This window comes from Arcobacter sp. F155 (assembly GCF_004116455.1).
Lineage (GTDB): Bacteria > Campylobacterota > Campylobacteria > Campylobacterales > Arcobacteraceae > Halarcobacter.
This window is the reverse complement of the sequence record NZ_PDJU01000008.1, coordinates 21,602-32,586: the sequence shown is the minus strand read 5'-3', so window position 1 is coordinate 32,586 and position 10,985 is coordinate 21,602. Positions and strand designations below refer to the sequence as shown.

12 protein-coding genes are annotated in these 10,985 nt (G+C 30.1%); 10 read left to right on the top strand and 2 right to left on the bottom strand.

Annotated elements, in window-relative coordinates; all coding sequences use genetic code 11:
• From crcB to argS, 3 genes are all read left to right on the top strand, one after another.
• On the top strand, positions 1–387 hold the full coding sequence (gene crcB / locus CRV03_RS09380) for a fluoride efflux transporter CrcB (protein ID WP_129084880.1): 387 nt from the start codon (positions 1–3) through the stop codon (positions 385–387).
• A 71-nt stretch (positions 388–458) separates the two neighbouring features.
• Positions 459–692: a twin-arginine translocase TatA/TatE family subunit gene (gene tatA / locus CRV03_RS09375; protein WP_129084879.1), complete on the top strand. Its 234-nt coding sequence runs from the start codon at positions 459–461 to the stop codon at positions 690–692.
• Positions 693–704: 12 nt separating this feature from the next.
• Positions 705–2,294 carry an arginine--tRNA ligase gene (gene argS / locus CRV03_RS09370; protein ID WP_129084878.1) on the top strand — a complete coding sequence of 530 codons (1,590 nt, stop codon included), beginning with the start codon at positions 705–707 and terminating at the stop codon, positions 2,292–2,294.
• Between the two features lie 152 nt (positions 2,295–2,446).
• Here the strand turns inward: argS and rsfS are convergent, their stop codons facing one another.
• Together rsfS and nadD are read right to left on the bottom strand one after the other, a co-directional pair.
• Positions 2,447–2,770 carry a ribosome silencing factor gene (gene rsfS / locus CRV03_RS09365; protein ID WP_129084877.1) on the bottom strand — a complete coding sequence of 108 codons (324 nt, stop codon included), beginning with the start codon at positions 2,768–2,770 and terminating at the stop codon, positions 2,447–2,449.
• Positions 2,767–3,318, bottom strand: coding sequence for a nicotinate (nicotinamide) nucleotide adenylyltransferase (gene nadD / locus CRV03_RS09360; RefSeq protein ID WP_129084876.1), 552 nt, complete (start codon positions 3,316–3,318; stop codon positions 2,767–2,769). The genes rsfS and nadD overlap by 4 nt, the downstream gene beginning before the upstream one ends.
• A 90-nt stretch (positions 3,319–3,408) precedes the next feature.
• On the opposite strand from nadD, the gene gap reads away from it, so the two are divergent.
• The 7 genes from gap to hisC all read left to right on the top strand — a co-directional run bounded on the left by gap (position 3,409) and on the right by hisC (position 10,985).
• Positions 3,409–4,404, top strand: a complete 996-nt coding sequence (gap, locus tag CRV03_RS09355) for a type I glyceraldehyde-3-phosphate dehydrogenase (protein WP_129084875.1) — start codon at positions 3,409–3,411, stop codon at positions 4,402–4,404.
• Positions 4,405–4,424: 20 nt separating this feature from the next.
• On the top strand, positions 4,425–5,621 hold the full coding sequence (locus CRV03_RS09350; RefSeq protein WP_129084874.1) for a phosphoglycerate kinase: 1,197 nt from the start codon (positions 4,425–4,427) through the stop codon (positions 5,619–5,621).
• Between the two features lie 95 nt (positions 5,622–5,716).
• On the top strand, positions 5,717–6,424 hold the full coding sequence (locus tag CRV03_RS09345; protein WP_129084873.1) for a triose-phosphate isomerase: 708 nt from the start codon (positions 5,717–5,719) through the stop codon (positions 6,422–6,424).
• Positions 6,424–7,251 (top strand): enoyl-ACP reductase FabI, encoded by an 828-nt coding sequence (gene fabI / locus CRV03_RS09340; RefSeq protein WP_129084872.1) that lies wholly within the window; start codon positions 6,424–6,426, stop codon positions 7,249–7,251. The genes CRV03_RS09345 and fabI overlap by 1 nt, the downstream gene beginning before the upstream one ends.
• Positions 7,252–7,532: 281 nt before the next feature.
• Positions 7,533–8,741 (top strand): diaminopimelate decarboxylase, encoded by a 1,209-nt coding sequence (lysA, locus tag CRV03_RS09335; RefSeq protein ID WP_129084871.1) that lies wholly within the window; start codon positions 7,533–7,535, stop codon positions 8,739–8,741.
• 10 nt (positions 8,742–8,751) lie between these two features.
• Positions 8,752–9,819: a chorismate mutase gene (pheA, locus tag CRV03_RS09330; RefSeq protein ID WP_258239056.1), complete on the top strand. Its 1,068-nt coding sequence runs from the start codon at positions 8,752–8,754 to the stop codon at positions 9,817–9,819.
• A gap of 44 nt (positions 9,820–9,863) precedes the next feature.
• Positions 9,864–10,985 carry a histidinol-phosphate transaminase gene (hisC, locus tag CRV03_RS09325; RefSeq protein WP_129084869.1) on the top strand — a complete coding sequence of 374 codons (1,122 nt, stop codon included), beginning with the start codon at positions 9,864–9,866 and terminating at the stop codon, positions 10,983–10,985.

Here is a 10,985-nt window from a genome sequence, read left to right as displayed (position 1 = left end):
ATGACTCTTAGCTGGCATACTCTTTTAGCTGTAGGATTAGGTGGTTTTTTAGGAGCAATTGCGCGTTCTTATGTTGTGCATATGACTAACAAACACTTTCCTATTGATTTGCCAGTTGGAATACTTATTGTAAATATTGTAGGAAGTTTTATTATAGGTTGCCTTTTTGCAATTATTGCTCATAATATGATGTCTGATATTACAAAATCCTTTTTAGTTACTGGTTTTTTAGGTGCACTTACAACTTATTCAACTTTTGCTATTGAGAGTTTTTTCTTACTTCAAAGCTCTTTTTTACTTGGAATTACAAATATGTTTCTAAATCTTTTTGGAACAATTTTAGCTGCTGGAAGTGGCTATAAGCTATTACACTTTCTTATAAAATAAACAACCCAGACTCATTTTTTTTAAGCTTCAAAAAGATATAATATCTCAAAATTATACATTAAGGATTTGTCATGGGTATGCCAGGTGGTATGGAGTGGGTATTAATCGCTCTAGTAGTACTTTTACTTTTTGGTGGAAAGAAAATTCCAGAGCTTGCTAAAGGTTTAGGAAGTGGTATTAAGAACTTCAAAAAAGCTGTTAAAGATGATGAAGAAGTAGCTTCAACTGATAAAAAAGATGAGATTGAAAAAAAAGATGAAGAAGCTAACGTTGAGTCAAAAAAAGACGAAACTAAAACAGTTTAGTGTGAGTGTGTATTGCAAAATATAGTTAAGAATCATATTGAAAATATATTAGAAAAAGAGATTGTTCTAGAGAAACCTAAGGATATGTCTTTAGGTCACTTTGCAACGCCAGTAGCTTTCTCTTTAGCAAAAGAGTATAGAAAATCTCCAATGATTATTGCAGAAGAGCTAGCTGCTAAATTTGCTGAGTCTAGTTTATTTGAAAAGGTAGAGTCTGTAAAAGGATTTATTAACTTTACACTTTCTAAAAGCTTTTTAGAAGAAGAATCAAATAAAGTATTAGCTTCTAAAGAAGAGTTTGCTAAAGGTGAACCTCAAAATGAGAAAATTCTTTTAGAATATGTAAGTGCAAATCCAACTGGTCCTCTTCATATTGGTCATGCAAGAGGTGCAATTGCAGGTGATGCATTAGCAAGGATTGGAAAACACCTTGGATATGATATTACTACTGAGTATTATGTAAATGATGCAGGTGCTCAAATGGATCTACTTGGACTTTCATTAGCTTTAGCTGGTCAAGAGACTATTTTAAAGCAAGAAGTTGAATATCCAGAGAAGTATTATAGAGGTGATTACCTTTTTGATATTGCTAAAGAAGTAGAGCAAGAATTAGGAACTGAAATCTTTAATGATGAATCAAGACAAATGGAATTAGCACTATTTGCTAAAGAAAGAGTTCTTGAATTAATCAAAAAAGATATGGCTGATTTAGGTATTGTATTTGATAACTATGTAAGTGAAAAATCTCTTTATAGCTCTTGGGATAGTACAAGAGATGTACTACAAAATAATGGTTCGCTTTATGAAAAAGACGACAAACTATGGATTAAATCTTCTGAATTAGGAGATGATGTTGATAGAGTTGTTGTAAGAGATAATGGTATTCCAACATATTTAGCTGGTGATATTATTTATCACAAAAACAAGTATGATAGAAATTTTGATAGGTATATTAATATTTGGGGTGCAGACCACCATGGATATATTGCAAGGGTAAAAGCTGCAATTGAATTCTTAGGAAACGACTCTAAAAAACTAGAAGTATTACTTGCTCAAATGGTTCAGTTACTTAAAGGTGGAGAACCATATAAGATGAGTAAGAGAGCAGGAAATGTTATTTTAATGTCTGATATCGTTGAAGAGATTGGTCCAGATGCATTAAGATTTGTTTTCTTAACTAAGAAAAGTGATACTCATTTAGATTTTGATATTGATAAATTAAAAAATCAAGATAGTTCAAATCCTATATTCTATATTAATTATGCGTATGCAAGAATTAACCAAGTTTTCAAAAAAGCTGAAAAAACTTTTGATGATATTTCAAGTATCTCTTATGAAAACTTAAATGATGATGCATTAAACTTAGTTTATGAATCATTATTATTACCAAGTGTATTAAATGAAGCCTTTGCAAAAAGAGATATGCAAAAAGTAACTGATTACTTATACTCTTTAGCTTCATCAATTCATAGATTTTATAACGATAATAAAATTGTTGGTAATGAAAGAGAAGATGAATTCTTAAAAGTATTAAGTCTTTGTTCTCTTACAATTAAAACAACACTGAATTTATTAGGAATAAGGCCTAAGGAGACGATGTAACATGAAATGGTTTATTATTATATTTGTCATAGCAATAGGTATTGCAATCTTAACTGACAATATGGGTGGTGCACGAGATGCAACCTCTAATTATAATAAGCTTTTAACAGGTAGGGGATAAATTAAAGAAGGAAGGGAAACCTTCCTTTTTATTATTTGCTAGTTTTAATTTCTTCTAAGAACTCTTCTAGTGAGTATTTTTCTCTTGCTGCTTCACTCATTAGGTTGATAAACATATCACCTAAATCACAAATTGTCCAATCATCATTTTCATCAACTCTTATAAAATCTTCACCTAATGGTTTTAATTCTGTTTTTAAGTGATTTAATAAAGCAAATGCATGCTTAGCGTTAAGTGTTGTAGCAATTACAACAAAATCAACAATATAGTCTTTTCCTGTAAGATCTATAACTTCTACATTTTCTGCTTTTTTGTCAACTAGTACGTTCTTGATTACATCAATTCTTTTGTTCAAACTTTACCTCTTTTTTTCCAAATTTTTTTTACTTCTTCTCTTATTCTTTTAGGAATATATGAGACTTTAAAAGTATTTCTAAGCTCAGTAGAACTTATTTTAATATTTACTTTTAACCTTTTTACTTCATCATTAATTTCATATTTATAGCCATCTCTTGTCACTACAACTAATGTTACAAGCTCTTTAATCTCTTTGTAACTATCCCAAAGGTGAAATGTTTTATAGTTGTCTGCGCCAATAATCAAATATATTTTTGAAGGATTATACTTCTTTTTTATATATTTAATAGTTTCTATTGAATAAACCGCTCTTTCTTGTTTGATTTCATATTTTGAAACTTTTACATTATCAAATTTTGAAAATAACTTTTTTAAAAGTTTAAATCTTGTTTTTGCATCTAAAAATGATTTTACTTTAAGAGGATTTAAAAAAGCAGGCACAACAATTAAAAGGTCAATGTCAAGTTTTTTAATCGCCTTTTTTACAATGCTTTGGTGGCCTATATGAGGTGGGTCAAAACTACCCCCAAAAATAGCAATTTGCACCTATTTTTTTCCTTTGATTTATGATTAAATATTATTATAGCAACTTTTGGATAAAATATCTACCAAATTAATATTTACAAAAGGGTAACTATGGCTATTAAAGTTGCAATTAATGGATTAGGTAGAATAGGAAGATGTGTAGCTAAAATTGTAGCAGATAGAGATGATGTTGAATTAGTAGCAGTAAACGCAAGTGGATCTGACGAGATGATTCAATATAACTTAAAGTATGATACAGTACATGGAAATAGATCTGATATTGAAGTAAAAGATGGGTTTATAAAAATTGGAAATGATAAAGCAAAATTATTAGCAGAAAGAGACCCTGCTAAGTTAAACTTTGCAGACTTTGGTGCTGATGTTGTATTAGAGTGTACAGGTGCATTTTTAACAAGTGAAGCATGTCAAGCTTATGTTGATAATGGAGTTAAAAAAGTAGTTATGTCTGCTCCTGCAAAAGATGATACACCAACTTTTGTAATGGGTGCAAATGAGAAAACTTATGCAGGTCAAGCTATTGTTTCAAATGCTTCTTGTACAACTAATGGTTTAGCACCAGTAGCAAAAGTATTAGATGATGCATTTGGAATTGAAAAAGGTTTAATGACTACAATTCACTCTTATACTGCTTCTCAACCAATCTTAGACTCTAAACACAAAAGTGATCCAAGAAAAGGTAGAGCAGGGGCAACTAACTTAACTCCAGCAAGTACAGGTGCTGCAAAAGCTATTGGAAAAGTAATGCCACACTTAAATGGAAAATTAAATGGTCAAGCAATTAGAGTTCCAACTCCAAATGTTTCTTTAGTTGATTTAACAGTTACACTTAAAAAAGAGGCTTCATTAGAAGATATTTGTGCTCAATTTAAAACTGCAAGTGAAGGAAGCTTAAAAGGTATTTTAGGTGTTGATGAAGAGTATAGAGTAAGCTCTGATTTCATTGGAGAAGCATTATCTACAGTTGTACCTCTTGATACTATTCAAGTAATTGAGGGTAATATGGTAAAAGTATTATCTTGGTATGACAATGAGTGGGGATATTCAACAAGATTAGTGGACATGGGTGTTCACGTAGCAACAAACTAATTAAGAGGATTTAAAAGCGTATGAAACTACAAGAGATTAGAAATATTGATATAGATGGTAAAAAAGTATTTATTAGATGTGATTTTAATGTTCCAATGGATGAATATAATAACATCACAGATGATAGAAGAATTAGATCTGCTTTAAATACTATTAGATACTGTATTGATAGAGATTGTTCAATTATATTAGCATCACATTTTGGTAGACCAGCTGATGAAAATGATGAAAAATATTCATTAAAGCCAGTAGCAAAAAGACTACATACTCTTTTAAAACAAGAGATTAAAATGGCTAAAAATGTAGTTGAAGATGATACTCTTGAGTTAGCAAAAAATCTAGAAGCTGGTGAAATCTTATTATTAGAAAATTTAAGATATCACCCAGGTGAAAAGAAAAACGATGAAGAGTTTGCTAAAAGACTTGCTTCTATGGCAGATGTTTATGTAAATGATGCTTTTGGTGTATCTCATAGAGCTCATGCTTCAGTTGAAGCTATTACTAAATATTTTGAAATGAATCAAAAAGCAGCAGGATTTTTATTAGCAAAAGAGATTAAATTCTTCCATCACATTGTAAATAATCCAAAGAGACCTTTTGTTTCTGTAGTTGGTGGTTCTAAAGTTTCTGGAAAGTTAGAAGCTTTAAATAACTTAGTTCCAAAAGTAGATAAAATCTTAATTGGTGGAGGAATGGCATTTACATTCCTAAAAGCTTTAGGGCATGAAATTGGTAACTCTTTAGTTGAAGAAGATTTAATTCCAGAAGCACTTGCAATTATGGAAAAAGCTAAAAAACTAGGTGTAAAACTATATCTTCCTGTTGATATTGTTGCGGCAGAAGCTTTTGATTCAGAAGCTATTGCAAAACATGTAACAATTCAAGAGATTCCTAAAAACTGGATGGGACTAGATATTGGACCTGCAACTGCACAAATGTTTAAATTAGCATTATCTGATGCAAATACTATTTTATGGAATGGACCAATGGGTGTTTATGAAATGGAAAAATTTGCTAAAGGAAGTACTAGATTATCTCACACTATTGCACAGTCATTTGCAACAACTGTAGTTGGTGGTGGAGATACAGCAGACTTAGTAAGAGTTACTGGTGATGAAGATGATATGACATTTATCTCAACTGGTGGAGGAGCTTCTTTAGAGTTAATAGAAGGAAAAATTTTACCAGGTGTTAAAGCACTTGTAATCGAAGAGTAAACAAGTACAACTCGTTGTACTCTTTAGAATTTTCCTACTTTTAAAAGGATTTTATATCCTTTGTGAAAAAGTAGACATAAAGATAAGGAATAAACTTGATAATTGCATCAAACTTTAAAACAAACCATACAAGAAAATCAACAGCTACTTTTATTGATGAAGTTAACTCTTTTTTAGAAAAAGAAAATATTTCTAATGATGTTTATGTTTTTCCAACAGCAACATCATTAGATGAGTTCAATACAGTTTCAAATTTAACTGTTGGAGCTCAAAATGCATATGCAACAGCTAAGGGTTCATTTACAGGTGAAATAGGAACTGAACAGCTTGATGAGTTTGGTATTAAAACAATCTTAATTGGTCATAGTGAAAGAAGACATATTTTAGGTGAATCTCAAGAAGAGATTACTAAAAAATTTAACTTTTATAAAGAGTTAGGATATACAATAGTTTATTGTATTGGAGAGCCTTTAGAAGTTAAAGAACAAGGAATTGAGCAAACTTTAGAATACATTTATGAGCAGTTTGTTGGAATTGATACAAATTATGAAAATCTTATTTTAGCGTATGAACCTGTTTGGGCTATTGGGACAGGTGTAACAGCTACAAATGATGATATTAAAGCAGTTCATTCTGCAATTAAACAAAAAATCTCAAAACCATTATTATATGGTGGAAGTGTAAAAGTAGCAAATGTAAGAGAAATTTGTTCTATTGATGGTGTTGATGGAGCACTGATTGGAACAGCTTCTTGGATTGTGGAAGATTTTAAACAAATTATAGAAAATACAAAGGATTTATAATGGTAATGAAGGGGAAGAAAGGTGTAATTTTAGGAGTTGCAAACAATAAGTCTATTGCTTATGGTATTGCTAAAGCTTGTGCAGAACAAGGTGCTGAAATTGCATTTACATATTTAAATGACTCTTTAAAGAAAAGAGTTGAGCCAATTGCAGCAGAGTTTGGAAGCGCTGATTATGTATATCCATGTGATGTATCAAAGCCTGAAGAAATCAAAGCTTTAAAAGAATCAATTGAAAAAGATATGGGTCAAATTGACTTTATTGTTCACTCAATTGCATTTGCTCCAAAAGAGGGACTTTCTGGAAGATTTATGGATGTATCTAAAGAAGCTTTTGATATTGCTATGGATATTTCAGTTTACTCTTTAATTGAAGTTACAAGAGAATTAAAACCTTTATTATCAGATAAATCATCAGTATTAACATTAAGTTATTATGGTGGAGTAAAATATATTCCTAACTATAACTTAATGGGTGTAGCAAAAGCTGCATTAGAAATGACTACAAAATATTTAGCTGAAGATTTAGGAAAAGATGGAATTAGAGTAAATGCTATTTCTGCTGGACCTATTAAAACTTTAGCAGCAGCTGGAATTGGTGATTTTAGATTTATGCTTAAATGGAATGAAGCTCACTCTCCACTTAAAAAGAATGTAACTACTGATGAAGTAGGAAACTCTGGAATGTATCTATTATCTGATTTATCAAGTGCAGTTACAGGTGAAATTCACTATGTTGATTGTGGTTATAATGTAATGGGTATGCCAGCAGTTGAGTTTGATGAGAATGGGAAGCCATCAATTGCATGGAATGGAACTGATAAATAATTCTTCATCTTTTTGAAGAACTCTGCGTTGAAAGAAAAAATTTAGACAGTCACTTACAGCAGTAAGCTCCTGCCTAAATTTTATCTTCCGCCTTGTTTTCTCCTAAAAATATGAAGCTTATTTATCTGTTGTTTGTGGTATAAAAAAGTTTAAAAAGTTTTGTGAACAACCTCTGCAACTTTATGGTCAAAATTTTTAATTTTGGGGACCCAAAGTGAAGCCGTTTGAACAAAGTTTTTTAAAATTTTTAAAAAGTAAATTATTTAGAGTATAGGAAGATTATGAATATAGATTTTAAACAATTAGCAAATAAATATCAAACACCTTATTATGTATATGATTTTGATTATATTACAGGTCAATACAATGAATTAAAAACTGCATTTAAAGCAAGAAAATCTTTACTTGCATATGCAGTAAAAGCAAACTCAAACTTAAGTGTTATTAAACATTTAGCAAGTCTTGGTGCTGGAGCAGACTGTGTTTCTATTGGGGAAGTAAAAAGAGCTTTAAAAGTAGGAATTCAACCTTATAAAATCATTTTTTCAGGTGTTGGAAAAATTGATTCTGAAATCAAAGAGGCTTTAGAACTAGGTATTTTAATGATAAATGTGGAAAGTTCAGCAGAGCTTGATAGAGTTGAAGTTATTGCAAAAGAGTTAGGAAAAATTGCAAGAATTTCTATTAGAGTTAATCCAAATATTGACCCTCAAACTCATCCATATATTTCAACTGGATTACATGAAAACAAATTTGGAGTTGATATTGATACTGCAAAAAGAATGTATATTCAATGTAAAAACTCAGAAAACCTTGACCCAACAGGAATTCATTTACATATTGGTTCTCAGTTAACTCAACTTGAGCCAATTAAAGAGTCTGTAAAAATAGTTGCAGATTTAGTAAGAAACCTTGAAGCGCTAAAAATTGATTTATCATTCTTTGATGTTGGTGGTGGACTTGGAATTGTTTATGATGATGAAAAATTAATTGATACAAATGAGTATGCACAATCTATTTTAGAGTGTTTATTTGGTTTAGATATTACAATAGTATGTGAACCAGGAAGATTCCTAGTTGGAAACTCAGGAGTTTTTGTATCTAAAGTATTATATGAAAAAGTAAATGGTGAAAAAAGATTTGTAATTGTAGATGGAGCTATGAATGACTTAATTAGACCATCTTTATACAACGCATATCATAAAATCGAAGTACTAAATGATAATAAAGAGTTTAGTGATTGTAACTTAGTTGGTCCTGTTTGTGAAAGTGGAGACTTCTTTGCTAAAAATATTGAATTACCAAAAACAGAACATAATGATTTAGTTGCAATCTATTCTGCTGGTGCATACTGCTTTACAATGGCTAGTAACTATAATACAAGAGGAAAAGTTGCTGAAATTGCAGTAGAAAATGGACAAGATAGATTAATTAGAAAAAGAGAGACTTTTGAAGATTTAATTGCTTTAGAAGAGGAATACGTAAAATAAAGGCATAATAATGAGTGAAGCTGGTTTACAAGAACTTAGAGATAAGTTAGATTCTATTGATAATAAACTTTTAGAATTAGTAAATGAAAGAATGGATATTGTTCATCAAGTTGGTCTTTTAAAGGCCCAAAGTGGTGGAGCAATTTACAGACCTGAAAGAGAAAAGGCTATTATAGATAGACTTGAATCTTTAAACAAAGGAAAACTAAATAGAGCTGCAATTGAAGCACTTTTTTTAGAAATTTTTGCAATTTCAAGAAATCTTGAACTTCCTGAAAATGTAGCATATTTAGGACCTGAGGGAAGCTTTACTCATCAAGCTGCAGAAGGAAGATTTGGTGCAATGAGTTCATATGTATCAATCTCTTCTATTAAAGGTATTTTTAGAGAAGTTGATACTGGAAAAGCTAAATTTGGTGTAGTTCCAATTGAGAACTCATCAAATGGAATAGTAACTGATACAATCAACTGTTTAAAACAATATGATTTAAAGATTGTTGCAGAAGTTGTACTTGATATTCATCATACTTTAGCTTCAACATGTGATAAGATTGAAAATATTAAAAGAATTTATTCAAAAGATATTGCCTTTGAACAGTGTAGAAAATTTTTAACAAACTTTGGACTTGATGAAGTAGAATTAATTCCAATTGAATCAACAACAAAAGCAGCAAAACTAGCTGCAAAGGAACCAAATAGTGCAGCTATTTGTCCTCATGTTGGTGCAAAGTTACATAACTTACCAATTTTGTTTGAAAATATTGAAGATAAAGACAATAATAAGACAAGATTTTTTATCATAAGTAACTTTGAAAATGCTCAAAGTGGAAATGACAAAACTTCTATACTTGGTGAACTTCCTGATAGACAAGGTTCTCTTGTAGAGTTTTTAACTGATTTTAATAATTCAGATATTAATTTAACTAAAATTAAATCTCATATTGTTGAGGGTAATTCAATCTTCTTTATAGATTTTGATGGACATCAGCTTGATGATAATGTTAAAAATGTATTAGAAAAACATAAAGATACAATAAAAATACTTGGATCTTATGTTAAAGAAATAAAAGATATTTAATTATAAAATAAAGCCCTAAAAAGGGACTATTTGAGGAATATATAATGAATTTTAATAAACTATTAGATAATTGCAAAATTTATGAAGCTGGAAAACCTATTGAGTTAGTTGTAAGAGATTATGGGGTTGACACAAAAGATATTATCAAACTTGCTTCTAATGAAAACCCATATGGAACATCACCAAAGGTAGTTGAAAAAATTGCCTCTTTATCAAAAAATATGTTTATGTATCCAGATGATTCTATGTATGAACTAAAAGAAGCATTAGCAAATAAGTTTAAAGTACAAAGTGAGAATATTATCATTGGTGCAGGAAGTGATCAAGTTATTGACTTCTTAATCAAAGCAAAGTGTAGTGAAAACTCTAAAATGTTAATGTCTAAAACTACATTTGCAATGTATGAAATCTATGGAAGACAAATTGGTGCACAAATCATTAGAACTGAAGATGATGAACATAACTTAGTCCAATTTGAAGAACTATACAAAAAAGAAGGTGCAGATATTATCTTCTTATGTTTACCAAATAATCCATTAGGTGAGTGCATTGATACACAAGAGGTTTACTCTTTTCTTTCAAAAGTAGATAAAGATACTTTAGTAATAGTAGATGGAGCTTATCAAGAGTATGCTTCTTTCAAAGATAAAAATAAAACTATTAATCCTTCTGAACTAATAGAAAAGTTTCCAAATGTAGTATATCTTGGAACTTTCTCTAAAGCTTATGCTTTAGGTGGTATGAGAGTAGGGTATGGAATCGGTCAAACAAATATCATTAAAACTATGTATAAATTAAGGCCTCCATTTAATATCACTACTTTATCTCTTGCTGCAGCAATTGAAGCTTTAAAAGATGAAGCCTTTGTTAATGAATGTATTGCTTTAAACTTTGAAGAGATGAAAAGATATGAAGAGTATGTAAAAGAAAAAGGTTTTGACTATATTGATAGTTACACAAACTTTATTACAATCAAATTTGATAGTGATTATTTATCTTCTGAAGTTGCACAAAAGCTTCTTGAAAGAGGTATCATTATTAGAGACTTGACAGGATACGGTTTAAATGCTATAAGAATTACAATAGGTAGCAAAGAACAAAATACAAAAGTATTTAAAGTACTTGATGAAGTATTAGAAGATTTAAAAAAAGTAGAGAACTTATAA

Excerpts from the sequence above, each read along its gene's own strand:
- tatA (WP_129084879.1), top strand. The coding sequence starts at position 459 with ATGGGTATGCCAGGTGGTATGGAGTGGGTATTAATCGCTCTAGTAGTA.
- crcB (WP_129084880.1), top strand. The coding sequence starts at position 1 with ATGACTCTTAGCTGGCATACTCTTTTAGCTGTAGGATTAGGTGGTTTT.
- fabI (WP_129084872.1), top strand. The coding sequence starts at position 6,424 with ATGGTAATGAAGGGGAAGAAAGGTGTAATTTTAGGAGTTGCAAACAAT.
- hisC (WP_129084869.1), top strand. The coding sequence starts at position 9,864 with ATGAATTTTAATAAACTATTAGATAATTGCAAAATTTATGAAGCTGGA.
- pheA (WP_258239056.1), top strand. The coding sequence starts at position 8,752 with ATGAGTGAAGCTGGTTTACAAGAACTTAGAGATAAGTTAGATTCTATT.
- CRV03_RS09350 (WP_129084874.1), top strand. The coding sequence starts at position 4,425 with ATGAAACTACAAGAGATTAGAAATATTGATATAGATGGTAAAAAAGTA.
- gap (WP_129084875.1), top strand. The coding sequence starts at position 3,409 with ATGGCTATTAAAGTTGCAATTAATGGATTAGGTAGAATAGGAAGATGT.
- lysA (WP_129084871.1), top strand. The coding sequence starts at position 7,533 with ATGAATATAGATTTTAAACAATTAGCAAATAAATATCAAACACCTTAT.